The 25,346-nt window shown below is 47.5% G+C and carries 19 protein-coding genes; 13 read left to right on the top strand and 6 right to left on the bottom strand.

The window, feature by feature from the left end; translation table 11 throughout:
• Positions 1 to 36: 36 nt before the first annotated feature.
• Positions 37 to 1,491 carry an insulinase family protein gene (locus Xkoz_RS10970; protein ID WP_099142198.1) on the top strand — a complete coding sequence of 485 codons (1,455 nt, stop codon included), beginning with the start codon at positions 37 to 39 and terminating at the stop codon, positions 1,489 to 1,491.
• A 46-nt stretch (positions 1,492 to 1,537) separates the two neighbouring features.
• On the opposite strand, the gene Xkoz_RS10965 is transcribed toward Xkoz_RS10970, so the two are convergent.
• From Xkoz_RS10965 to Xkoz_RS10940, 6 genes are all read right to left on the bottom strand, one after another.
• Positions 1,538 to 2,113, bottom strand: coding sequence for a LysE family translocator (locus tag Xkoz_RS10965; protein ID WP_167386581.1), 576 nt, complete (start codon positions 2,111 to 2,113; stop codon positions 1,538 to 1,540).
• A 232-nt stretch (positions 2,114 to 2,345) separates the two neighbouring features.
• Positions 2,346 to 2,552 carry a 2-hydroxymuconate tautomerase family protein gene (locus Xkoz_RS10960; RefSeq protein ID WP_099142196.1) on the bottom strand — a complete coding sequence of 69 codons (207 nt, stop codon included), beginning with the start codon at positions 2,550 to 2,552 and terminating at the stop codon, positions 2,346 to 2,348.
• A gap of 80 nt (positions 2,553 to 2,632) precedes the next feature.
• Positions 2,633 to 3,601 (bottom strand): inner membrane protein YhjD, encoded by a 969-nt coding sequence (gene yhjD, locus Xkoz_RS10955; RefSeq protein WP_099142195.1) that lies wholly within the window; start codon positions 3,599 to 3,601, stop codon positions 2,633 to 2,635.
• A gap of 140 nt (positions 3,602 to 3,741) precedes the next feature.
• On the bottom strand, positions 3,742 to 8,172 hold the full coding sequence (locus Xkoz_RS10950) for a hemagglutinin repeat-containing protein (RefSeq protein WP_099142194.1): 4,431 nt from the start codon (positions 8,170 to 8,172) through the stop codon (positions 3,742 to 3,744).
• Positions 8,173 to 8,311: 139 nt separating this feature from the next.
• Positions 8,312 to 10,003 (bottom strand): ShlB/FhaC/HecB family hemolysin secretion/activation protein, encoded by a 1,692-nt coding sequence (locus Xkoz_RS10945; RefSeq protein WP_099142193.1) that lies wholly within the window; start codon positions 10,001 to 10,003, stop codon positions 8,312 to 8,314.
• 474 nt (positions 10,004 to 10,477) lie between these two features.
• Positions 10,478 to 10,996: an Hcp family type VI secretion system effector gene (locus Xkoz_RS10940; RefSeq protein ID WP_099142192.1), complete on the bottom strand. Its 519-nt coding sequence runs from the start codon at positions 10,994 to 10,996 to the stop codon at positions 10,478 to 10,480.
• Positions 10,997 to 11,914: 918 nt separating this feature from the next.
• On the opposite strand from Xkoz_RS10940, the gene tssB reads away from it, so the two are divergent.
• From tssB to vasI, 12 genes are read left to right on the top strand one after another with little or no spacing between them, the layout of a single operon-like run.
• Complete coding sequence (gene tssB, locus Xkoz_RS10935) at positions 11,915 to 12,412, top strand: type VI secretion system contractile sheath small subunit (RefSeq protein ID WP_099142191.1); 498 nt, start codon at positions 11,915 to 11,917, stop codon at positions 12,410 to 12,412.
• 20 nt (positions 12,413 to 12,432) lie between these two features.
• Positions 12,433 to 13,911 carry a type VI secretion system contractile sheath large subunit gene (tssC, locus tag Xkoz_RS10930; protein ID WP_099142190.1) on the top strand — a complete coding sequence of 493 codons (1,479 nt, stop codon included), beginning with the start codon at positions 12,433 to 12,435 and terminating at the stop codon, positions 13,909 to 13,911.
• A gap of 2 nt (positions 13,912 to 13,913) precedes the next feature.
• A complete protein-coding gene (gene tssE, locus Xkoz_RS10925) occupies positions 13,914 to 14,354 on the top strand; it encodes a type VI secretion system baseplate subunit TssE (protein ID WP_099142189.1) in 441 nt (146 codons plus the stop codon).
• Positions 14,355 to 16,187, top strand: coding sequence for a type VI secretion system baseplate subunit TssF (gene tssF, locus Xkoz_RS10920; protein WP_099142188.1), 1,833 nt, complete (start codon positions 14,355 to 14,357; stop codon positions 16,185 to 16,187).
• Positions 16,151 to 17,203 carry a type VI secretion system baseplate subunit TssG gene (gene tssG / locus Xkoz_RS10915; RefSeq protein ID WP_099142187.1) on the top strand — a complete coding sequence of 351 codons (1,053 nt, stop codon included), beginning with the start codon at positions 16,151 to 16,153 and terminating at the stop codon, positions 17,201 to 17,203. Before tssF ends, tssG begins: the two co-directional genes overlap by 37 nt.
• 5 nt (positions 17,204 to 17,208) lie before the next feature.
• Positions 17,209 to 18,504: a type VI secretion system-associated FHA domain protein TagH gene (gene tagH, locus Xkoz_RS10910; RefSeq protein WP_099142186.1), complete on the top strand. Its 1,296-nt coding sequence runs from the start codon at positions 17,209 to 17,211 to the stop codon at positions 18,502 to 18,504.
• On the top strand, positions 18,488 to 19,042 hold the full coding sequence (gene tssJ, locus Xkoz_RS10905; protein ID WP_099142185.1) for a type VI secretion system lipoprotein TssJ: 555 nt from the start codon (positions 18,488 to 18,490) through the stop codon (positions 19,040 to 19,042). Before tagH ends, tssJ begins: the two co-directional genes overlap by 17 nt.
• Positions 19,043 to 19,044: 2 nt before the next feature.
• Positions 19,045 to 20,397 carry a type VI secretion system baseplate subunit TssK gene (gene tssK / locus Xkoz_RS10900; RefSeq protein ID WP_099142184.1) on the top strand — a complete coding sequence of 451 codons (1,353 nt, stop codon included), beginning with the start codon at positions 19,045 to 19,047 and terminating at the stop codon, positions 20,395 to 20,397.
• Between the two features lie 2 nt (positions 20,398 to 20,399).
• The gene (icmH, locus tag Xkoz_RS10895) at positions 20,400 to 21,167 is read left to right on the top strand and encodes a type IVB secretion system protein IcmH/DotU (RefSeq protein ID WP_099142183.1); all 768 of its coding nucleotides are present in this window, start codon (positions 20,400 to 20,402) and stop codon (positions 21,165 to 21,167) included.
• A 9-nt stretch (positions 21,168 to 21,176) separates the two neighbouring features.
• Positions 21,177 to 23,879 (top strand): type VI secretion system ATPase TssH, encoded by a 2,703-nt coding sequence (gene tssH / locus Xkoz_RS10890; RefSeq protein WP_099142182.1) that lies wholly within the window; start codon positions 21,177 to 21,179, stop codon positions 23,877 to 23,879.
• Positions 23,879 to 24,676: a Fis family transcriptional regulator gene (locus Xkoz_RS10885; RefSeq protein ID WP_099142181.1), complete on the top strand. Its 798-nt coding sequence runs from the start codon at positions 23,879 to 23,881 to the stop codon at positions 24,674 to 24,676. The genes tssH and Xkoz_RS10885 overlap by 1 nt, the downstream gene beginning before the upstream one ends.
• Positions 24,673 to 25,341, top strand: a complete 669-nt coding sequence (gene vasI / locus Xkoz_RS10880) for a type VI secretion system-associated protein VasI (protein ID WP_099142180.1) — start codon at positions 24,673 to 24,675, stop codon at positions 25,339 to 25,341. Before Xkoz_RS10885 ends, vasI begins: the two co-directional genes overlap by 4 nt.
• The last annotated feature ends 5 nt before the right edge of the window (positions 25,342 to 25,346 follow it).

Genomic DNA, 25,346 nt, shown 5'->3' with positions numbered 1-25,346 from the left:
TTGAAGGATAAAATTAAACAGGTAGGGGTAAGTAGAATGCTGGGCAACAAAATCGGATATCTTATTGGTGGTGCGATTCTGGCTACGACTTGTTTGGCGCAGGCTGAAACCTTGCAACCCGATCCGGCCTGGCAACAAGGCAAACTGGAGAATGGGTTTAGTTGGCAAATCCTGCAAACACCACAGCGGCCTCATGACAGAATACAGTTGCGGCTATTGGTCAAGACCGGTTCATTGTCCGAGAAAAACCGACAACGAGGCTATACCTACCTGATCCCGAAAATCGTCTTATCCAGCAGCAAAGATTTATCATCACAGAAGCTGGAAAACCTATGGCACAATGCGATAGACACTCAAAATCCTTTTCCGCCCGCCATTGTTTCCTATGATTTTACCCTTTATAGCTTGAGCTTACCGAATAATCGTCCCGATCTATTGCAAGATGCATTGGTATGGTTGTTCGATATTGCTGGTGGTGCCGTATTTACACCGGAAACCTTGGCACAGGCCATGAAAGGGGATGGGCATCCTGTCGCGACTTTTCCACCAGATATCCAAGACCCGGTATGGCGTATGCGTCTGCAAGGCTCGACGCTTATCGACCATGATCCAGGGATACCCGTATCAGTGCCTGTAGACATAAAAAAAGTCGAAAATTTCTATCATCAATGGTACACGCCAGATGCGATGACACTGTATGTCGCAGGGCATGTTGACAATCGTTCACTGTCAGAACGGATTAATCAGGTATTTGCGCCATTGGCGGGAAAACGGCAGACGCCAGAGCCTGTTCCTACCTTATTGCCACTGAAAGCCGCAACGATTGGCGTAGTGAGTGATAAGATCACGCAGGATCGCTTGTCTTTAACCTGGAATTTAAAATGGTTGCCGATTAACGATTCACAAACCCTGATCCAGTATTGGTTAAATGACCTGGCGCGGGAAGCGCTTTATCGTTACCTGCAATCGGGGCTTAAAGACAAGCAGGATGAGATGAAATTAGGCCTGGATTGCCGCGTGTTGTACCAGCGGGCGAGCTGCTCATTAAATCTGGATTCCCCTACGGACAAGCTGCTGGAGTCCACGCTATATCTGGCCTCCCAACTGTCATCATTGCGGGAAAATGGGTTGCCACAGGCACAATTTGATGAACTCTCTGCCCAGAAGCGGAGTCAACTCCAGCAGCTATTTGCCATGTATGCCCGCACCGAAACCGATATCCTGATTAACCAACGTCTGTTGTCACAGCAAAATAATGTGATAGATATCGCGCCAGAGCAATTCCAGCGGTTAAGGCAGGCGTTTTTATCCTCCCTGACGCCCCAACTGTTGAATAAAAAACTGCAAGAGATGCTGTCCCAAGAAATCTCTTTTATTCTGGTGCAACCAAAAGGTGAAGCGACGATTGACGTTAACCAAATCAAAAATAGCTTTAACCAGATTATGCGACCAGGGCCACAGCCGGAGAAACCGAAAGCGCCGCAAGGGTGAATAAAGGGGAGTAGGGTTAATAATGAGTGACTTATTTTCATACCAATTATCGGTTAACTATATTCAAAAGCAATCCTATTCCGAATATAACCATAAGTCCTCCTACAACTGCATCAAGCCATTTTCTAATGGGAGTCCTAGCGAATGAACGAGACGCTAAGCTGATTAGCCGTGCTAATGCTTGATGATATATTAGATCAATAATGATAACCCCTATAAGAATAGTAAATTGGATACCTAAGTTATTCGGATTTCCAGAAACAGGTGCAAACAGCCCGAAAAAGAAAGCTGCCATCTTAGGATTACCGATGCTAACGTAGAATCCCTTGAGAAATGCTTTTCTTGTTGATTGATGGAATTCAAATGTCTGGGATTTTCTATTCTCTGTTTCCGTATTCACGTCTACTGTCACTGTATTATGTTGATTTTTTATATGTAAACGAATCAACATAATGCCAAGGTAAACGAGATATCCTCCCCCTACAATCTGGATTATGGTTAGCATCCAAGGCAATGCTGCCAAAATAGAGCTGAGACCAAGCAAAGTTGCGACTGCATAAATCGCAGCCCCTAATGTAGTGCCAAAAGCAGTTGCAGCCCTGCTTGGGATCCCCAGTGACACACATCCGAGAAATAATAACCATGCTTGGACCTGGGATTGGTACAGCTAAAGTATAAATAGCAAGAGAAATAAAAATGGAGCTTATATGAAACACTTCCATCGGAATAAGCACTCCAATATTATATTGCCGTTGATTAATGTCATAAGACACTTGCATTCACATAATAAGTGCAACACGCGACCCAATAACAGGGCAGTTTCACCCACCCTGTTTTAAGATACCTATCTTCACTTATTTCTTCGCAGCCGCCCGTAACTCGGTCACGCTTTTACCCCCAACCCCCCAGTTATCGGTTTCGACCTCTTCAATTATCACAACCGTCGTTGCGGGATTTTTCCCCAGTACATCCACCAGCAATTGGGTTGCACCTTCAATCAGTTGCGTTTTCTGCTCGGCGGTGGCGCCTTCACGGGTAATTTTGATGTTCACAAATGGCATAAAAATGACTCCTTTTTGGTTTGTTATGACAAGTAGGTACAGTAAAAAAACAGTTTTATTTATTGATATGTTTCCACGGCTTATTTCTCTTCTGCGGTGGCGATCCAGGCCGCGCAAAACAGGGTCAGGCGGGCGAAGAAATAGAAGAATGCCATTAAACCGATCACTGATCCAAAAGCCGCGCCAGAAGGGGAGCTGGCAAGGCGGGGTAGCATCATGGTCATAATATATTTGATGATTTCAAATCCAATGGCCGCCATTAAGGTTCCTTTGAACAGTGCTTTTCTTTCAGGGCGATGGCGCGGCAAAATCCACAATATCCAAAGAAATAGCAAATAATTGGCTGAAATGGAAATGGTCATGCCAATGGCCGTCCACGCAGGTCGCAGCCACTCTATGCCTTCCAATCCGAGGGCGTGGACGATGGTCGCTTGGGCAGAGCCAGCGATGGACGTCAGTGAAAGGGTGATGACCAATGCAAACAGCAAGCCGAATAAGGAGAAAAAGTCGCGAATATATTGAAAGTAAATTTCCTCTTTATCTTCATGATGGCGCTCCCAGACGTCCCTGGATTGGGCGAGTATCGCTTCGCGTAAATTGCCGACCCAGTTGACCCCGGAGTAAAGGGCTATCGCCAGACCGGTCAATCCCACCGTTGTTCTTTGGTTGATCGCCGTGTCTACGCTGTTTTTCAGGGTGTTGGCGAGGGAAGGATCGCTAATGCTATTGACGATGCCATTGATCAAACGTGCCAGCAAATCAGGATTGGAGGCCAACACAAAACCGGCGACGGCAAAAGAGAGCATTAGGATTGGGATTAAGGACAGAAACGAGAAATAGGTGATAGCCGCACCAAATTGGCTGCCCATGCGGTCGTTAAAACGCTGTGCCGCCCTAATAAAATGGGCGATAAAAGGAATACGACGGATGGCATTGCCAATACGCATGGTGACGGAAAGCGCTTTTTTACTGCCGTACAGCCCTTTCTCTAATGGAGTAAGATCCTTTCCTGTCTTGGGTGGTTCCCTGTTTTCATGGTTATCGGGCATGACATCCTCTGGCAAAAAAATAGGTATGCGAGAAAAGAGTAACAGGCAAAATGGAAAAGGCAACTGTAAGGAAATATTCAAGAAATACGGTAGCCTGATATTGGCTACCGTATTAGAAGATCACGCGTTGATCATGATGCTTAGTCTAATTGACGACCCTTAACTTCACTGTGAACCGTTGGAAGTTCAGTATCGTGGCCCTCATTTTTCACAAATGGGACTTTACCGGAGAAAATATCCTTTTGTGCCGAGGTTGCCAGACTGGTGAGGGAATCCGGTACATTAACACCTAAGTTTTTGCCCTTATCGTATCCCGCGACGGATTGCGAGTTAATTTGCGGGGTATTGAGCGAGACAGAACCTTGGGCGCTGTCAATTTTGCTGCCCACTAAAGATGTGGTTCCAGTGGCATCCAGATTAACCCCTTGAGTACCGGTCAAAGTTGTTTGCTGGCTTACGGCTTCCCGATCAAGCGTATCGTAGTTGCCTTTGAGTTTGCCATTGAAGCCCTTGAACGCGGTTTTCAGTTGATCTGTCAAACTGGGTGCTTCACCTCCGGTTTTAACCTTGTTAGCCGCCACGGTGTCTTGTGAAGAACCTTCTACTGCGGCAGAAGCAGTCTGTTTAGCCAGCGCATCCCCTTTGACCGTTTTGCTATAACCCAAGCCTGCATCCAGACCCATATTCAGGCTATGAGTACTGTCTTTACGGCTTTCAACATTGAGATTGCCACCGACGTTGCCCGTGACCTGCTCAGCATCCACATTGGCGCCTTTGAGTGAAGTATCTCCTGCGCTGGTCAGGTTGATATTGCCGCCAGAAACATGGGCATTACGGTGCGTGGTCTGATCGAGCTGGTTGACGCCAAATTTCAGTTCACCGCCGATGTTATATTTACTGTCAGTCACTTTGTTGGCTGGATCGGTGGTTGCCGAGGCATTGCTTGTCGCGCCATCACCGGCCTCATTTTTGCGGGTTGTGGAAGACATGCCACCTTTAGCTTTAGCGCCGATGTTCCAGCCATGGGCGTTGGCGGTATCTTGTGCCGAAGTCAGTTCGATTTTTCCGCGCTGGGCGGTTAAATCTACCTGTTTGCCAGATAAGTTGGCACCTTGTAATGTCAGGTTATTGCCGGCATTCAAATCAACACCTTGCCCACCGGTAATATGGCTGGTTTGGGCGGTTGTCTTGTTTTGGCTGTCGGTATGATACCCGCCACCGAGGCTGCCACTGAAATTCTTGCTATCCGGGCTACTGCCTACCGTCAGGGAAGCTTCGCCATTGTAACCATTGCTCTGTTTCTCATCGCGATGGGTGGCTTGGTTGAACTGAATATTTCCACCTGCATTAACGTTAGCTGAACCTTCGCCCGCATTCATTGACGTGCCTTGGTAGCGGGCATCTCTGGTGACCTGAACATGAATACCGTTTTGGGCGTTGATGTTGCTGGTCACTGCGTTGGTCTGGTTATTGGATGTTTCCTGATGGTTACCACTGCCTTTGCCACTGACGGAAATATCCGCCCCCGTTGTGGTGTAGACACGCAAGCTGGCATTGCCGGTCGTGTCAGCGGCGTGAGAGTTTTGGCTGTTGGTTGCTGCTTCACTGGTATGGCTGCCAGCGGTCAGAGAGACAGCGCCTTTATTCGCCTGATATTGCGTTCCCTGGTCATAGAGGTCACCGTTCGTGGTGGCTTTGACATCACCCGCCTTGATGGACGTTACCACTGCATTGGATTGATGGTCGTTGGTGTAACGGCTGTTGCCATTCATCGCCAGTTCAATACCCGCATTAGGCAGACCCGTTTTTGTGATGGATGTATCCAGCTTCTTATCTGCGGCGGCCTTGGCGGTTTGCTCCACCGGGCGGGTTGTCGCACTGTAATCGGCAGTTCCGCTGATCTCCCCCCCGACCTGTAATTGGCGGGTTGAATGAGATTCCGTATTGGCTGTGGCGACATTTTTGATGCTGCCGGCATTAGCCTGATAGGTGCCCTGTACTTGGTGATCCGTACCCTGTTGCGTTAACGCTCCCATTGCGTTCAGCTCAAGGTTGCCAGAAATCTGGGTTTTTGCCACCTCTGCTGTTGTCCGGCTTTGGGATTTTCCATTGCTGTTGTAGGTGCCTTCAACACCACTACCGAGCTTATCCATACCGCCCGTGGCAAACACACTGCTATTGAGTTTTTCTTGTGAGGTTGCACTCGATGTGCTGTTTTCTCCGGCCAGCAACGCGATATTATTGCCGGTAATTTTGGCATCGGCTTGAGTGGTGATCAGGTTAGAGCCAGTCACCGTGACATCTTTGCCAGCATTGACAGTGAAGCTGCCGCCATTCAGCTCTGATGGGCGTTGTGTTGTGTTTTCACTTTGTTGTTTATCGAGCGTGTGCTCAAAACCCACCCCCGCACGATATTGGTTATCTTTCATATCCTTGGCGTAATATTGCCAGTCAAGGTTGGTTTTTTCCTGCTGGTATTGATCTTTCTCAGCATAATTCAGGATATTGATATTACCTGACGTATTCAGTTTCAGCTCACCCGCACTTTTTGCCAGGCTGCCAATAACATTGATGTCTTTATTGCTGAGTAATTGCAGATCTGCTTCGGAAACCAAGTGACTGCCGGAAGACGTTTGTTGCTCGTTATGTTCTTTATTTGTATTTTTGGTGATGTTGAAAACAGTGCCTTTTCTTTCATCCACCTCTTTATAGGTATGGCTGACCGCATTATCGATAATTAATTGCCCGTCATTGGCTTTAACATAGGCCCCTTTTTCGGCTTTGATTTTACTGCCCGTAATGGTGATGCCATTGGCGCCCGTCAGCAGCAAATGGCCGCCTGCGGTCATTTCGGAGATATGGTGGGTTTCCGATTTATCGCGGTTATCTTTTTTGCTGCCCCCGGCAATGCCCTTCCAATACGTCTTATCCTTATCAAGAATTTGCTCATCAACGAGGGATTGGACAGTAATATGGGTTTGCTGATCCGCCGCCACAATCAGGTTTTTGCCTGAATGAAGATGAGTCCCGATAATGTCAGCATTTCCTCCCGCTTTGATAACTAAATCGCCGCCGGCGCTTAATTCATTGCCGGTACTTCGTTGGGTGGTATTGACCTTGTTCCAGTATCCCGTTTGCAATGATGCAGAATGGTTCTTTTTATTCCCCTTCTCTGAGGTCATTTCTGATTCCACCAGACCCGCCAACTTCACATCTTTCTGGGCTGATATGAGTAACTTGTTGCCGGCTTTGAGCTTGCTGCCAAGGACTTCTGTCTCACCTTCACTGGCATCCAAATAAATGTTTTCACGCGCGGTGAGGGTATTGCCTTCGTGCTGATATTTTTCATTCTCATTGGTGACATCATACTGCCACGCAAGTTTCGACTGATTGTTGGTCTTACGGTCAAGTTGGTGAAGCTGTTGCCCGTCCAGTTTCAGCCTGGCGCCAGTCAGTTTGACGTTATCCCCGTCAATATCGGTGGCCATCACGTGATTATTTTGTTTGGCCACCAGCGTGATATTTTTGCCTGTCAGTTGGGTGCGGGCAACCGATTCACTGATTTGCTGTCGTTCTGTATAAACGCTGCTAAAGGTGTTTTGGTAATCATTGCTGCCCCTGTTGTTTGATGAGGAGTGGTTCAGGCGTCCTTGGGACAGCACGTTATTGCCCCGCAAGGTGATATCCCCCCCTTTTAGCGCCGCGGCTTCTAATTTCACATCGCCGTAGGATTCAATATCAATGCCATCATCGGCGGTTATCTTGCCATTTAAATTAACGCCGCTTCCTTCCGCGGTGTTCAGCAGACGAATGCGCCCGGCTTGCATACTGCCAAAATAGTAGCTATCGAGTGCGCCAATATTCGCTTGTTGGGTATCCAAAATGTGACCATCGGACGAAATTTTATTATTCCCTGTCGTGATATTGAGGTCTTTTGTGGTGATCACCTGACCATTGATATCCATTTTCGGGGCAATCAGATTCAGCACATCATGATGGGATAATCCACTGTTCTTGATGCTCAGGGCATTCTGGTTATCAAAGGTGTTGAAACCTTGCAGCACCCCATTGTCCACCAGCGGATTACCGACAACCAATGACGCCTGATTCGTATTGATAAACCCACAGCCGTTACAGGTGATACCGTTAGGGTTTGCCAGCACATAATCGGCGGCGATACCGAACACTTCTTGTTCACCGAGCAACAGTGACGGATTACGGCTAATAACCTCATTTAAGATCACACTGGCAACTTGCCCATTGAGGTTGCTGTTGGCAGATAATTCGCCGGCCAATTGTGATGTTCCATTCTCCAGAGAGTTATTGAACACCGCCCCCATTTGATCGACGTTGAAATCCTGATACTGGTTATGTGATAACCCTGATTCGGAAGGCGCCGCGATATTGACCACGGTTGCACCGTTACCCGCTTGAATAACCTCCGGGCTGTGTGCGGCATCGCCACCAGGAGTGATCCCATTAGCAAAACTGACTGAACAGGTTGCCAGAATAATTGCCATAGAAGCGGCGAGTTTTCCCGTAGGAGATAATTTGAATTTTTTATTTTTCATCTTATTACCTTATTTGCTTTTTTGATTGCCATGTGCAGCGCTCTGGGGGATCACTGTTCTAGAAAATTGTTTTAGGAAACGGTTCTAGCGATCATCCCCACCAATCACTGCGGTTAAAAAACATCAAATGGTTAAAAAACTAAAAAGTGTAAGAAACGCGGGTGAGCAGTTGTATAGGTTCATCCGTGTTCCTATTTTGGTGAGAAAGAAATTTGCCGCGGCTGACTTCAACATCCGCAAGCAGGCGCTGATAACGCAGTGTCAAACCTGCACTCAATCCGGCACTACTTTGCCAACCATACTGGCTGCGATAGCCTTTAATTTGACCAATATCCACGCCAGTACGCAGCGAAAGCGAGCCTTGGGGAATGGGGATTGAATGGGAAAGCGTATTTCTCAAATACCAGCCATTATCAGCCGATGACACATTTTTGCTGAATCCGCGCACGGCATTACGGTCGGTCATATTGAGCCACTCAACACCGGGTAGCCCATTTTGGCTGTACTGGGCGTAAAATTGGCTGCTCAATTGGTAAGGCACATCAAAGAGTTTGAAACGCTGTTGTAAATTTGCCGACACTTTCCCTTTGGTAAACTGTTTATTTAGGTGGGTTGTTGTGGTTTGGGCACCAAACCACGGCATCCCCCGTTCAATACTCATATTGAGGGAAACCAGCCCAGAAGGGATGAGTTGTAAGTGGCTAATCGTCAGTTCGAGAACACTCAAGGTCTGGCTATTGACGGAGAGTTTGTTTTTCTGGAAATAGTTGGCGTAATCCTTATAAACTAACTGGGTGCTTAATGTACTAATTTGCGATTGATTACGATGGAAAACCCAATCGGTACGCATGCCTGTTTGCCGTGAATTCCCGTACATCTTGAACGCATTTTTTTGTAAACGGGGGTGGCTGGTGTATTGGGAATAGCTGTTAAACCCACTCAATGTCACGGCGCCATAAGGCAGCGAATAGAACAGGGTATAGGCGCGGTTATATTGGCTATCGGGTTTATCAATCGTGCTGCTGCCGTTGAGGCTAACAAAGTCAGAGAATCCCAATGGGCTGTCAACGCTGGTGGTGAGCCGCGTGATCCATTTTCCCGTGCTTTTTTGACCATAATTATCGGTTGTGGTGGTGATTCTCCACGCAGAAGTGTGCCGATTGTGCAGCCTGACGATGGAACCCCCATTGACTGTACCCGGTAGAATATCGAGGGTCGTTTTGTTTGATTGCAGACGATTGGCCTGATCCAGCCCTTGATCAAGCTGATTCAGGTTAAGTGGCCGATTGACCGAATGTGGGAAGAGTGTTTGGCTATTGACCCAACGGTCGCCTCCTTCTATTGCCTCAACAAAACCCTCAACAACATTGATCCCCAGTTCACCACGGATATTAGGGGGAATAAATTGTACCCGTGCCGTAATATAGCCTTTAGCAATATAAAGGTTAGTGAGTTCCGCTGACAATTTGTTGATGTCATTGCTGGTGATACAGCTATCGGGCAGGGCACTGAGTGTATTCAGATCCTTGAGAGAGAGTAAGGTAATACCTTGAAGGTAAACCCCATTGATAGCCAAACACTGTGGGGATCCCACCACCATGGGGGAAACCGTTTGTGGTGAAACGCGCTCGGTGCGATTAATCAACCCTTGATGACGGCGTTCTTCAATTAATTGGTCTATTTCCCGTGAACTATCCTGTAAGGTTCTTCTTGCGGCATCGGTTGAGAAAGCCGTTTCATCCGTAGGGAAAATAGGATTAAGGGCGTCAGTCGATGCGTTCGCCTGAACCGCAGAACTGAATAAGATGAAGATTATCGTCCTTTTAATCATGAGAATACCCAAATGACAATAGTTGATGGGAAAGGTATCGTGTTGGGTTAGGCTTAAACGTCCTAGTTTATTAATTGAGCATTAGAGCATAGAAAATATTTTATGTTGCTCTGATTAACGGTTATGTTTTGTTAATAAGTATAATTTTTAATTATAAATTTACCTTAGTTATTTATTATGATTCATTTTGGTTATGTATTATCCCTGTATGAAGAGATAAGTGAAATTTAATTTTGGTTAGTCAATATTTCAGTAGGGAATAGAGGAATAGCGTGAGGAGCCTTGCTATATTTATTGTGAAAATAATTACTATATGAAAATCTGACAACTGAAAGGAATCAAAAAAAGAGAGATAAAAGAGAAAAATAGGGATTAAAGTATTGGCAGGGGTTTTGGAATATATCCGAATAATTCAGCCAATGAATAATATTCATTGGCTGAAAGATTATCACTTAATACTTAATGAATAAGATATTAAGCAACAATAGGTGCGCGCCAGTCGTCAGCACCAGAAGTACCCGCAGTAGTGTGTTCCCAAGTAATCTTACGATAAGAAAGAGATACACGAACTAATTGAGTGAAGTCTGATTTTGATGGATCTTGGCAGTGTGGCATTTTGCAGTCGATATCAACGATAGTTGCATCGTCCAGCTTTGTCGTAAAGAAATGCTCTTGTTTACCTTCGATGGAAGTACGATACCATTTCAATTCTACCGTAGGCAGCATTTCGCCAGAAGCCAGTGCGTTGTACAGCAGAGGAACTGATTTATTTAATGCAACGGTAAAGCGGAATGGCTTATGCGCACGTTGACCAGAAGGCTGTCCTGATTGTGGATCAGTTGGGACGGTAACGATGTGGTCAAATTCTTGCACCAGCATTTCGTCTTCGTGGCCTTGAACAAAGATATTACCGACGGATTCAGCCGTGAATGAACCTGCAGTGATATGACCCTGAGTTTTACCATGGATGGAAATATAACATGGAGTTGGCATATGAATATCCTATAAAAATTTACCAATATTAGTGTAAGTGTTCATTCCTTGCGTGATTATTCCATTTATTAATCAAATGAGATTATCGCTTGTCAAACACTCGGAGCGGATAATAAAGCCGAAATTTCCTAATGCAAAGTAATTTGAAAAACACAACCTGCGCCTTCGTACAATGACAAATAAAAATTTTATAATTATTGCCGTTGTAAAATTTATCGCTGATTTTTTATAAACAATAAGCCTATTTAACTGGTTTAAAAATAATCGTGTATTTTTGGTTATTCTTAACATACTGATATTAAATAACTTTAAATTTTTCATTTCCATTTTTTTTATGATCATTTGAAAAGTGTTATCTAGATCAAAAAAATGAAAATAAATTGAATTTCTATGGTAATTAATTAATCAACATAAAATAAAAAATGATATTGACGATGATGGTTAATAACGGGTGGGAATATTTTTCTTTATTCAGGTGAAGATGAAAAATATTCCTTTTAATGCAAATGATAGGTAGTGTTATCCATACTCTCACAGAGAGTAAAACCAAATTATTCTCTATTTTTAGAGTAAAAAAATGTTTATAGATTGCGATAAATTGAGATGGAAAGATTAAACGCTTGAATAGGGCTATTTATCAATTTGTGTTTTGGCTTTACATCAAAAAAATAAAGTGTCAAACTCGAACTTGACGATTTTTCGTATCGAAGTTATTTCCACAACTGGATAGGGTATATCTGATTATTTCACTATATGTTGATATAAAACTATTCGTGCCTACAAATATAGTTGTCTTCTTTACTCTATTTTTTTAGGGAGATCTTCTGTATTTATTATATGGGTGAACATTGGAATCATTCTCTCACCAATAATGGGTTGTTAGACAGTTCATGGTTGTATTAGCCAAAGGATTTAAATATGAGTAAGAATAGTCCAGGTAGCGTAGCTCCGAAAGAAAGAATTAATATTAAGTATGTTCCAAATACCGGCGACCAGACCGCAGAAGTTGAATTACCGCTCAATCTTCTGGTTGTGGGTGACCTGAAAGGGAAAAGTGAAGATACGCCAATTGAAGAGCGGCAGACAGTTTCTGTCAATAAGAACAACTTCAATGCCGTAATGAATGAAGCGAACATCAACCTGACCTTTAACGTGCCTAATCGCCTCGATGAAAAAAGCGAAGAAGATCTGCCGGTTAATCTGGAAATAAAGTCCCTGAGTGATTTTTCACCAGATAATATCGCGAAGAAAGTCCCTGAATTAAATAAACTTCTCGAACTTCGTGAGGCATTGGTTGCATTAAAAGGCCCATTGGGAAATATCCCAGCATTTCGTGCGCGTTTGCAGTCACTGCTGGAGGATGAATCCGTTCGTGAGCAGCTTCTGAAAGAACTTGAAATCATCAATAAAAAATAACTGGTTAAAGGAATTTTTAAATGGCTCAGCACGAAGAAAACAGCACAGCGATTGCTTCTGGCGCAACGACTTCCTTGCTTGATGAGATTATGTCTCAAGCGAGAATGACCCCGGAAAATGACGGTTACTATATTGCTAAACAAGGTGTTGCTGCGTTTATCGGTAGCATTCTGGATACGGGCTCTAACGAAGAACCGATCAACAAATTGCTTGTTGATAAAATGATCGTCGAGTTGGATAAAAAACTCAGTGAGCAGATGGATGAAATTCTGCACGCCAAACCGTTCCAGGAATTAGAGTCTTCTTGGCGTTCACTGAAAATTTTGGTGGATCGCACTGATTTCCGTGAAAACATTAAAATCAATATCCTGCATGCGACAAAAGACGAACTGTTGGAAGATTTTGAATTCTCTCCTGAAATTATCCAGTCTGGCTTCTATAAGCATGTCTATTCTTCCGGCTATGGTCAGTTCGGCGGTGAACCTGTTGCTTCCATCATCGGTAACTATGCGTTCAACAACACCACGCCTGATATTAAATTGATGCAGTATGTCAGTTCGGTGGGCGCAATGGCTCATGCGCCATTCCTGTCTTCTGTTTCACCCGAATTCTTTGGTGTTAACCAGTTTACCGATCTGCCTGCCATCAAGGATCTGAAATCGGTTTTCGAAGGCCCTTCACATACGAAATGGCGTGCGCTGCGTGAGTCCGAAGATTCACGTTACTTAGGTTTGACCGCCCCCCGTTTCTTGCTGCGTCTGCCTTATTCCGGCGTTGAAAACCCAATCAAAAACTTCAACTATCAGGAAAATGTCAGCCGTGACCATGAGCATTTCTTGTGGGGTAATACCGCGTACTTGCTGGCTAGCTGCCTGACTGACAGCTTCGCTAAATATCGTTGGTGTCCAAACATCATTGGCCCACAAAGCGGTGGTGCCGTCAGCGATCTGCCAGTCCACCTGTACGAAGCCATGGGCCAGGTTCAGGCGAAGATCCCAACGGAAGTTTTGATCACCGACCGTCGTGAATTCGAACTGGCAGAAGAAGGCTTCATTACCCTGACCATGCGTAAGGGTAGCGATAACGCAGCATTCTTCTCGGCAAACTCAGTGCAGAAACCAAAAGTGTTCCCCAATACCCGTGAAGGGAAACTGGCGGAAACTAACTACAAGTTGGGCACCCAGCTTCCCTACATGTTCATCATCAACCGCCTGGCTCACTACATCAAAGTGTTGCAGCGCGAACAGATTGGTTCCTGGAAAGAGCGTCAAGATCTGGAACGCGAACTGAATATGTGGCTGAAACAGTACATTGCTGATCAGGAAAACCCACCGACTGACGTGCGTAGCCGTCGTCCTCTGCGTGCCGCTGAGATCAAGGTGCTGGATGTTGAAGGCGATCCAGGTTGGTATCAGGTGGCGATGCAAGTTCGTCCGCACTTTAAATACATGGGTGCCAGTTTCGAACTGTCTCTGGTTGGACGTTTGGATAAGGAATAATCATGGCTGCGCTGTACAGTTGGAACAGAGGCAGCTCTGCCAGTCTGTTCGAGCGCATTCAAGGGAAGAGCACTGGCTCTTCCCGTCAATCAAGGATGCGTGCACTGCTTGATTCTATCAAGAAGCATTTAAATGAAGTGCTGAATTCCCGTCCTGGCGGCTGCCAAAGCGCCATTGAGTTAGGGGTCATTGATCTCAATGACGCGACCGCAACCTCAGTGGATTTTAAGCAAAGTATCGAGAGGGCGATTGAAGAGTGCATCAGAAATTATGAGCCGAGAATATCCGCGGTTTCTGTTAGCGCCATCAGTGACGATTCCGATCCGTTGCTGCTGAGCTTTCATATCAGTGCTGAAATCTCTCTGGATGAGATTAACGATCTTGTGGAATTTAGCATCCAGTTGGATAACAACCGACGCTATTGCCTGGAGCGAACTCAATAAATGTCATTTGAAAAATATTTCAGAGATGAGCTGAACTATCTGCGACAACTGGGGAAAGAAGCCGCAGTTGAGCGTCCTCATCTTGCCTCATTTTTGTCAGAACAAGGCTCTGATCCCGACGTTGAGCGTTTGCTTGAAGGTTTTGCCTTCCTGACCGGCAACTTACGGGCAAAGATTGATGATCAGTTCCCTGAATTGACCCACGGTCTGCTTAATATGCTTTGGCCGAACTATCTGCGTCCAACCCCCAGCATGACCATCATTGAGTATACGCCTGATGAGAGCGTTGTGACGAAAGCGACACAGGTCAAGCGTGGCACCCAGATTATGAGCCATTCGTTGTCAACTCAAGATGATATTTATTCGAACGAAAAATCGGATAACAAAAAAGACGATCATGGCCGCTGTACCTTCACGCTCTGCCGCGATGTTTGGCTTTTTCCGCTTTCTATCCGTGATATTACCGTCAATAACAGTAATGAAACCGGCATTATCGGCCTGGACTTTACGTCGAAAACGGCGTTGAATCTGCATGAGTTGGAGCTGGACAAACTGCGTTTTTATTTGAGCGGGGATAACTATACCACGTCTCAGCTCTATTTCTGGCTTTGTTACTATTTCAAAAAAGCAGAATTGGTCGTCGGCGATACCGTGATCCCGCTGCCCGCTTTTGATTTTGTCCCTGTGGGATTTGAGCGGGAAGATGCGCTACTGCCTTATCCGAAAAATGCCTATATGGGCTATCGCATCTTGCAGGAGTATTTCTGTTTCGCAGAGAGCTTCCTGTTTTTTGATGTGAAAGGCGTGCCGCCACTGCCGGAAGATCTCAAAGCCAAAGATTTCAAACTGAATTTACATTTTTCTCAGGCATTGCCGCCCGAAGCCAAAATCCGCCATGACACTTTCCGCCTGCATTGCACTCCGGCAATCAACCTGTTCCCGATGGACAGTGAAGCGATTGAACTCAATGGCAGCCAGACAGAATATCCCTTGAAAGCCAGTTACAGCTTTCCGGATAACTACGACATTTTCTCGATTGATGGCGTAGAAAGCTGGCTGACGGGGGAAAATGGTGAGCGTAGCCGTGCCCGTATTGGCGAGCGAACTTATACCCCGTTTGAAAGTTTCAATCACCAGATCGATGACGAAGATGAGCGTTCTATGCGCTATTTCCGTCTTCGGGTGAAAGAATCGCCTTTCCGCCGGGGATTGGAGCATTTCATCTCATTTGTCCGGGGAGATGAGTCAGAGTTACTCCGGCTCAAGCTGCAAGAAAATGTTTCGATCAGCCTGACCTGCACCAACCGTGAAATGCCCTTAGAGCTGCGCGTTGGCGACATTAATTACCCTTCAAACGGCAGCCCGTCATTTGCGACATTCCGCAATATTACACGGCCGTCAGTGCCTCTCTATCCCCTATTGGATGGCGGCTTGCACTGGTCACTACTGTCAAACATGTCGCTCAACTACATGTCATTGCTGGATAAGGACGCCCTGAAACAGGTGCTGCGTACCTACGATTTCCCCAGTATTCATAACCGACAGTCCAAGCGTTCATCGCAGAAACGGCTTGACGCAATTGAAAAAATTGAAACAGAGCCGACGGATCGTCTATTCCGGGGGCTGCCTGTACGTGGATTGCGTTCAACCCTGTATATCCGGCAACAGGCATTTAGCTCCGAAGGCGAGCTTTATCTGTTCAGTACGATTCTGTCACGGTTTTTCTCACTGTATGCCAGCGTCAATGCGTTTCATATGTTGAAGGTAATCAATTTAGATAATCAGGAATGTTATGAATGGCCGGTACAGATAGGTCAACACTCGTTGATGTAATCACGGAACAAGATCCTGCCACACCACTGGCATTGGACATCGCACAGTACAACTTTTACCAGTTGGTTGAGCTGCTTAACCAACTGGCGGTAGCGTGGGAGAAAACCGGGGAGACAGATCGTCCTGATCTGGAAGCTATCCGTTTCCGTTCCAGTGCCAGTCTGGCATTTCCGACGCGTGACGTCATCTCGCTTTCGCAATCGAAAAGGGGATTCTTCGAACTGGAAGTGTCCTTTCTGGGATTGCACGGCAGCCAGTCCCCGATGCCAGGCTATTATCTGGATTCACTGGCATGGGAAGATGCCCAAGGGGAAAACCGTCTGACGGATTTTCTTAACCTTTTCAACCACCGTTTAATTACGCTCTTGCATCAGATTTGGCGGAAATACCGCTATTACATCTGTTTCAAGAAGGGTGGGGAAGATAATTTTTCCCAACGGATGTTCTGCCTCGTGGGGTTAGGCAGTGATGTTAACCGCCGACTGTTGAACATCAACCACAGCAAAATGCTGGCTTATGCCGGATTGCTGGCAAGTCCAGGACGTTCACCCGAAGTCATATGCAGCCTGGTGTCCCACTGTTTTGATTTGCAGGATGTCACGTTACACGGTTGGCAATTCAGGAAAGTCATCATCCCAATGGATCAGCAGAATCGTTTGGGGGGAACCAATAAGGGCCAGACAGTGGGTGATGAAGAGCTGTCTGTGTTGGGAGAAAACTTCGTCTTGGGTTCCTGGGTTGGGGATTACAGCGGTAAGTTTTTACTCAGTATCAATAACCTGACCCGTGAGCGGTTTCTCTCATTCCTGCCCGATGGCAAAAACTATCGGCCGTTGGTGATGTTCATCTCTTTTATCATGCGCAGCCAGTTCGCTTGGGAACTGCGCCTGGGTTTGGCCGAAAATCAGGTCAGCGGCATGGTATTGGGGGCGGAGCAGAACAACCATCTGGGGTGGAACAGTTTTCTCGGCGAACCGGAAAAGAAACCCTCTGTCATCATTTCAGTTATGGAATAACGAACATGGAAAAACATCAACCCATCCTTTCATTGCGGGTGCTTAATAGTGAGCAACTGGAAAGTGGTAAAGCGGCCAACTGCCAGTTCTCGGCACAGGGCGGTACGGTCGGTAGCAGTGAAAGCCATCTCTGGTCTGTGCAGGATCTCCAGGGCAACGTCCCCCCGTCACAATTCGCCATTAAATGGCAGGATGGGGCATTTTGCCTGCAAGTCCTTGCTGAGTCGATACAGATCAACAAGGCAACCTTGACGCCGGAGTCGGGTTTGATCTTGTTACAGCAAGGCGATCAAATCCAGGTCGGCAATTTGTCGATCAAAATCCACATCAGCTTTTCTGAGGCCGATCGTGTTGATCCTTCAACGATATCGCCTGAGGCGTTGGTTTCCAGCTATAGCAATCCGCTGGATGCCATGATGGAAGGCATTCCCGCCCAAAAATCGGTGTTTGCCCACGATGAAAGTATTGCCCCAACGGTGATGCACCGTTTCAGTGATGATCCGCTGCGGGTACTGGATAGCGAGAGCTTGACTACGTTGAAACCTCAGGTCGAGGCTGATGATACGGAACAACTTTTGCCGCCGGATCATCACCAAACCCCCCCCTTTGCTAACCCTATTTCTGATAACCGAGGCAGCGTTATGGATCAGGAGTTTCTGGATTTACCGGACATCGATTCCGACAGGCAGTACGAAAGTATGGATGTTGACCATGTTGCCATTACCCCTCTCATGCGAGGGCTGGAAGCTCGCCTGCCCTTGCACGACAGCCAGCAGGCGAATGACTTCCTGCAAGAGATGGGGAAAACCATGAAAGCCGCGATTGAAGGGTTATTGGCACTTCAGCGCGAACAACATGGGTTGCGTGACAAACAGCTCCGGCCTATCGAAGATAACCCACTGCGCCTGAATATGGATTATGACACGACCATGCAGGTGATGTTCTCTGATCAGAAAAGTCCGGTTCATCTCTCCGCCCCGGCAGCCGTAGCGGAAAGCCTGCAAAACCTGCAATTACATTATAGCGCCAACCGGGTTGCGATTTCTGCCGCGCTGGACACCATGCTGGACGCCTTTTCCCCAGAGCAATTGCTCCGTCGTTTCTCACACTATCGCCGTAGCAACGAAGTCGGGAATAAAGATGCCTCCTGGGCCTGGGAAATGTACACCAACTATTACCGCGAACTCGCGTCCAGCCGTCAGCAAGGGTTCGAAAAATTATTCCGCGAGGTGTATGAACAGGCTTATGACCGCGCATTGCGTCAGGGCTTGGAGGAATCCAGCAATGACACATTCCGCTAGTCGCCGTGTCTGGGCTGTAGGGATTTTATTGCTGTCAGTGATGTCGCTAAACGGCTGTAGCAGTGCATGGGACACAACCAAAAAAGTCGGCCAGGTTATTTGGGATCCTTCCACACCGGTAGGGAAACCTGATGAACAGGCCTCGGTTGCCAACATTACATTGCTGGCCGAACCCGACATTAACCCCAATGAAAGTGGTGAAGCGGCTCCTGTTGAAATGAATTTGGTTTATCTCAGTGAAGATTCACGTTTTCTGGCGGCCGATTATGACCAGCTTGAAAGCGACAAACTCGAAAAAGCGCTGGGGAAAAACTACATCGATCATCAGGATTACACCCTGTTGCCAGGGCAATATAAGCCTCTGGAACGCATCACATTGGAAAAGAAAAACCGTTACATCGGTGTCATCGTTCACTATGCAGATGCAAACCAATCTGAATGGAAAAAGATCATCCGGGTAAAAGACATCGGCCGCCATTATCACATCTTGGTGCATGTCAGAAATAACGACGTCGAACTTAGAAAAGAGGAGGAGTAATCATGCCAGGTAAAAATCGGGTGATTTGGCACGAAGGGTTATTCATCAAACCACAACATTTTCAGCAACAACAAAAACACATTGATTATTTGGCGCATAGCCTTGTTTCAATTTTGACCCCCTATGCCCACGGCTTTATTTCCCTGAGCATCAATGATGATTTGCTCAAACTGGGGCGAGTCGGGATTACCGAAGCCAGCGGCATTATGCCTGATGGCACGGTTTTTTCTGCGCCGAGCCAAGACTTACTGCCCAAGCCATTGGATATCCAAAATACCAATGGCGTGAAAAGCAAAGAAATTTATCTGGCGTTGCCCATGTCCAGCGATACCATTTTGGAAGTTGCTGATCCGGAAGCAGAAACGCAAGGTACGGTACGTTATCGCAAATTACCGACCAATATCCGCGACCTGCATACCAAAGGGGGGGATGCCACTATTCTGGAGCTTGCCCAACTGACGCCCGTTCTGATGCAAGGCTCCGAGGACATGAGCGCTTACACCGCCATTCCCCTGTGCCGCATCAAAGAAAAGCAAAAAGATGGCAACATTATTCTGGATGACGAATTCATCCCGACGTGTTTGTCAATCTTCGTGGCCGACAAGCTCAAGCGTTTCATGGTGGAAATTGATGGCCTGCTAACCGAGCGTTCAAGGACGTTGTCTAAACGCATTGGCTCACCCGGTCAGCAAGGCGTGGCCGATGTCGCAGAATTTATGATGCTGCAATTGCTCAACCGCGTTCAGCCGTTGTTCAACCATTATGCAAAACAAACCGTTTTGCACCCACTGCATTTATATACCGAGCTACTCCAGACGTGTGGCGAGCTGAGAACCTTCACCGATGCCACCCGTCTGCCCGGCAATGTATTGGCGTATGACCATCATAACCTGACAGATTCCTTCCATGATGTGATGCATGCCATTCGGGATGCGTTGAATGTGGTGCTGACGCCACGTGCAACATCAATTGCCCTGAAACAGAACGAAGGCGGCATTCGTGTGGCCACGCTTCACGACAACGATCTGCTGCGCAAAGCGGAATTTGTACTGGCAATCAGTGCCAGCACACCGCAAGAGCAGCTACGTCGTCAGTTTGTCCAGCAAACCAAAGTGACATCGATGGAAAGGATCCGCGATCTGGTCAGTGTTCAGTTGCCAGGCGTGCCATTGATTGCCCTCTCCGCTGCGCCTCGTCAGTTGCCGTATCACTCTGGCTATACCTACTTCCGTCTGGATCAGAAGAGTCCGGCATGGAAAGAGATCCAGCAAGGAAATTCCATCGCATTCCACGTATCCGGGGATTTCCCTGACTTAGATATGCAGCTCTGGGCTATCAGGGGCGGTAAGGAATAATCATGAGTGATATCAATGTTGACAGTCCGTCACTGGAAAAGTCTGAAACGCTGGCAACGTTTCAGCGCCAGTATCAGCTACCGTTGCGTGGTGAAAGTCTCAACCCAATGATCGATGCCGCCACCCCCTTGCTGGGGATGGTCTTGCGTTTGCAGGATATGACGGATCAGGCACTACCCGACAAACTTTACCAACAGGTGGTTACTGATATTCGAGCCATTGAGCAATACCTGCAAACCAAGGGTTATGAGCCTGGTGCGATTGTTTCATTCCGTTACGTACTGTGCACCTTCATTGATGAAACTGCATTGGGGCACGGCTGGAACAGCCAAAATGGCTGGTTGAAGCAATCACTGTTGGTGCACTTCCACAATGAAACCTGGGGAGGTGAAAAGGTCTTCGTGTTGCTTGAACGTTTGATGGGGGAGGCACAGCGCTACCAGCATCTGCTGGAGTTCATTTACCTCTGCCTCTGTTTGGGCTATCGCGGCCGCTACAAAGTCAGCGCCCAGAAAAGCGATGACTTTGAGCGCCTGTTCCGTCGCTTACAGCAACAACTTCACACACTGCGTGGGGATACGCCGCCAACCACGCTGTATGTCAACGTTAACGAAAGTAATGCGCGCTATCGCCTGAGCAGACGATGGACGATCAAACACCTGTTCTGCATTAGCGTGGGTTTGCTGGTGGCGATTTACAGCTTTTATGCCATTCGCCTCGGCGATCAAACCCAAGACATATTAAAGCAGCTAAGTAACTTATTGAGATAGGAAGTCGCCATGATCCAGATTGATCTGCCTACCCTTGTAAATCGTTTAAACCCGATGACCCGCCATGCACTGGAAGCGGCAGCGGCATCTTGCGTCAGCCAGCAACAACCTGAAATTACGGTTGCCCAGTTGCTGCTCCACATGATCGATACGCCACTCAGTGATGTGCGACTTATCCTTAATAAAACCGATATCGATAAAGATCTGCTGAAAGAACATCTTGATCAGGTCATGACGCATCATCAATCACTGGTGCAGACTTACCCCAATTTTTCCCCCATGCTGGTGGAGTGGTTGCAGGATAGCTGGTTGCTGGCTTCCACAGAGATGCAGCACACTGAACTGCGTAGCGGCGTTTTGCTGATGACGTTGCTCTTTAGTCCGTTGCGTTATTTGACGCCACAAACAGCGCGTTTGCTGGCCGGCCTTAACCGCGAATTATTGCGCCAAAATTTTGCCGAATGGACAAATGGCTCGGCGGAGCAGCCTTTTGCAGCGACCAGTGATAAAGAGGGGCAAGGCGTACACCCGGCAAACAGTGACAGCTTGCTGGCTCGTTTTACCCAAAATATGACCGAGCAGGCACGTCAGGGCAAACTCGATCCCGTTTTGTGTCGCGATAACGAAATCGATCTGATGATCGACATTCTTTGCCGTCGCCGCAAAAACAACCCGATCGTGGTGGGTGAAGCCGGGGTGGGGAAAAGTGCCCTGATTGAAGGTTTGGCATTACGCATTATTGACGATCGCGTACCGGAAAAATTGCGCAACAGCGAACTGATGATACTGGATCTGGGGGCATTGCAAGCAGGTGCGGCGGTCAAAGGTGAATTTGAAAAACGTTTCAAAGGTATCATGGCTGAAATTAGCCAATCCCCCAAACCTATCATCCTGTTTATTGATGAAGCCCATACCCTGATTGGCGCAGGTAACCAAGCCGGTGGCCTGGATATCTCCAACCTGCTGAAACCCGCTCTGGCACGGGGTGAACTGAAAACTATCGCCGCCACCACCTGGAGCGAATACAAAAAATATTTTGAAAAAGATGCCGCGCTGTCTCGCCGTTTCCAACTGGTCAAAGTCTCTGAGCCAACCGCGGATGAAGCCACCGTCATCATGCGTGGCTTGCGAGCCATTTACGAGCAGGCTCACGGCGTCCTGATTGATGATGAAGCCCTGAAAGCCTCTGCGGTATTGAGTGACCGTTATCTTTCCGGCCGTCAACTCCCGGACAAAGCCATTGACGTGCTGGATACGGCCTGCGCCCGTGTTGCCATTAACCTGACGTCACCACCGCGCCAAATCTCCTCGTTGACCACCGAACTGCACCAGATGCAAATGGAAATCGACGTACTGGAAAGAGAGCAACGCATGGGGCTGAACGTCCATGCAGAGCGATTGGACGAATTACAACGTCAGCAGAAAGATGTTCAGGAACAACTCACTGCGTTGGAAAACAGTTGGCAACAGCAGCAGGAATTGGTGACACACATCATCGAATTGCGCAGCCAATTGCTGGCTGATGAGGCTGTATTGTCCGACAACCCTTTATCCGTTGATGGCGTTGCCGAAACAGAAAAAGCAGAAGACGCTGAGATCACCGAAGACAAGGAAACCGTAGACGTTGCCAACGAGCAATCCTTGATCGAAAAACTGGCGGCTCTGAATACCCGGTTGACTGAACTACAGCAGACACAAACGCTGGTTTCCCCGCATGTGGATAAAACCCAGATTGCGGCGGTGATTGCGGAGTGGACAGGGGTGCCATTGAACCGCTTGTCACAAAGCGAGCTGTCCATTGTCACTGAACTGCCTACCCATCTGGGACAAAGCATCAAGGGGCAGGACATTGCCATCCAGTGCCTGCACAAACACTTACTGACGGCGCGTGCCGATTTGCGCCGTCCGGGACGTCCTCTTGGGGCATTCTTGTTGGTCGGGCCAAGTGGCGTCGGTAAGACCGAAACCGTCCTGCAAATTGCGGAGCTGATGTTTGGTGGCCGCCAATACCTTACCACCATCAATATGTCCGAGTTTCAGGAGAAACATACCGTTTCCCGTCTGATTGGTTCACCGCCGGGCTACGTCGGATACGGTGAAGGTGGTGTACTGACCGAAGCCATTCGCCAGAAACCGTATTCCGTTGTCTTGTTGGATGAAGTGGAAAAAGCGCACCCTGACGTGCTGAACCTGTTCTATCAGGCTTTCGATAAAGGTGAACTGGCGGATGGTGAAGGGCGCATCATCGACTGTAAAAACGTCGTGTTCTTCCTGACATCAAACTTGGGTTATCAAACCATCGTCGACAATGCCGAGCAGCCAGAGCAGATCAACGACCTGCTTTACCCGGAATTAGCGGCATTTTTCAAACCCGCACTGCTGGCACGTATGGAAGTGATCCCTTATCTGCCGTTGGGTCATGACACACTGAAAACCATCATTAAAGGCAAATTGGCTCGACTGGATGCCTTGCTGACACAACGTTTCAACGCAGAAGTCACCATGAGCGATGAGGTATCCGAAGAGATCCTGCAACGCGCTACCCGCGCGGAAAATGGTGCCCGTATGCTGGAATCCATTATTGATGGTGCACTGCTACCGCCAGTTTCATTACTGCTGTTGCAGAAAATGGCGGCCAGCACCCCCATCAAGGCCATTCGCTTGAGCGTGGTTGAACACGAATTCCATGCAGAGGTTGAGGAGGCAGCATAATGAAACAGCGGCTGAAAAGCGCGTTAGCGTTATTGGACAATGACACTATAGAGCAACTGGTTAACCATTTTTTGCGGGTTAGCCATAGCTCGCGTTTTGATGCCCTGTTGGTTTTCATGCTGAACATCAACGAAAACAGGTTGGAATGTTACAACTTGCCGGAGCCTCATCAAACCAGTTCACGTCGGTTGCAAGTGGACATTGATGACGTCAATAACCCGCTGATACAGGTATTACGCAAGGGAACCCCAACGGTCTGGGATTCCCTTAATCACGGAGCGCGTATTGACGACCTGCATTTCCGCACGTTTATCGCAGAGCTGCCGCATAACTGTGGGTTATACGGCATTCCCCTGTTTGACTGCAATGGACAGGCTTGCGGGGTGATCGCCATCTTTGCCGAAAATGTCCACCCTTTCAGCAACAATGAAAACATGTTCGGCATCTATTGCCATGTCATGCAGCATCGCCTGAAAAAATTGCAGGAACTCGAACAACTGCGTGGACAGTTGCGCCAAATCCGTCAGGTATTTCAGGTTCAACGCCAAAAAGAAAAACAATTGGATGAACTGCTTGCTTCCCTGAGTGACTCGAAAAAGTCAGCGACGGCCAGCAGTATCTCCGTGGATTACAGTCATATCGATAATCTGCCAAAGGCCATAGAAGAATTTGAAAGCGCCGTGTTGATTCAACGTCAGCGTCAGTTTGGCAACGACATCAGATTGATTGCACAAAGTCTGGGACTTGCACAGCGGACGTTGGTTTACAAACTGGCTAAGTACGGGTGTAGATTATGAATATTGTTTTAATTATCAGTTCATTGCTCGCTTCATTAACCGGGAACCCTAAACTGGCGGAGGTGATAGCGCCAAAGGAAGCGGTCATGGTAAAGGAAGAGCAAAATTTAGATGAGCTGCATAAATGCCGCTTTGAGCCGTCCCCGCTTATTCGGCTGGCATGTTATGACAGGGCATTGAATAACCTTAAATTTAAAACGGTGAAAATTCCCATCGAAAACATGGGACCTTTATGGCGGCAAGCGATGGAGCAGGAGATGAAACGCACCGATTACTCGACCAGCTTCATTGTGACGCAGGGAGAGAATGGCGCGTCACCGGTTATTTTGACCACGCCGGCGATTGGTGTTCCCCCGCCACGTCCCGTATTAATGCTGAGTTGCATTGACAGTATTACCCGCTTGCAGGTGGCACTGCCTAAGTCCGTGGAATCAGGGGCGGTTACAGTGGCGACAGACAGAACCGAGTACCGCACGGAATGGTTCGTGCGGGAACAGGGTTACTTATGGGAATCCAGCCGTGGCTTACCGGGCATTGAAGAAATCAAGCGCCTGATGAACAGCGAACGGGTGAGCATTACGGGCAGTAATGGTAGCCAGATAACCTTTAACATTTCTCAGTTGGAGCAGGCAGTTAAGCCATTACGCGCTGCTTGCCGTTGGTGATCGAC

The sequence above is a fragment of the Xenorhabdus kozodoii genome (assembly GCF_002632875.1).
GTDB classification, from domain to species: Bacteria; Pseudomonadota; Gammaproteobacteria; order Enterobacterales; family Enterobacteriaceae; genus Xenorhabdus; species Xenorhabdus kozodoii.
This window is presented reverse-complemented; position numbering and strand designations above follow the sequence as displayed.